Origin of the sequence: Kluyvera chengduensis (assembly GCF_044197065.1) — a bacterium.
Taxonomy (GTDB): Bacteria; Pseudomonadota; Gammaproteobacteria; order Enterobacterales; family Enterobacteriaceae; genus Kluyvera; species Kluyvera ascorbata_C.
In genome coordinates this window covers 1-398 of the sequence record NZ_JBIQOI010000030.1, presented here as the reverse complement: position 1 = coordinate 398, position 398 = coordinate 1, and the positions used below count along the sequence as shown (strand labels likewise).

The window sequence follows — 398 nt, the reverse complement described above, 5'->3', positions numbered from 1 at the left end:
GTACGGCCGCCTTCACGGATTGCGAAACGCAGACCGTCGTCCATCGCGATTGGGTGGATCAGAGTCACAACCATCTTGATGTTGTCGCCTGGCATTACCATCTCAACGCCTTCTGGCAGTTCGATGGTACCGGTCACGTCAGTAGTACGGAAGTAGAACTGTGGACGGTAGCCTTTGAAGAACGGAGTATGACGGCCGCCTTCGTCTTTGGACAGAATGTACACTTCAGATTCGAACTTGGTGTGCGGCTTGATAGAGCCTGGCTTAGCCAGAACCTGACCACGTTCGATTTCTTCACGTTTGATACCACGCAGCAGAACACCAACGTTCTCACCAGCACGGCCTTCGTCCAGCAGTTTGCGGAACATTTCAACGCCAGTACAGGTAGACTTAGCAGT

The 398-nt window shown here is 52.8% G+C and carries 1 protein-coding gene; it reads right to left on the bottom strand.

Going from position 1 to position 398, the window contains the following annotated elements; all coding sequences use genetic code 11:
* The coding region (locus ACH1XZ_RS23220) for an EF-Tu C-terminal domain-related protein (RefSeq protein WP_395597309.1) at positions 1-398 on the bottom strand (398 nt) is incomplete at both ends.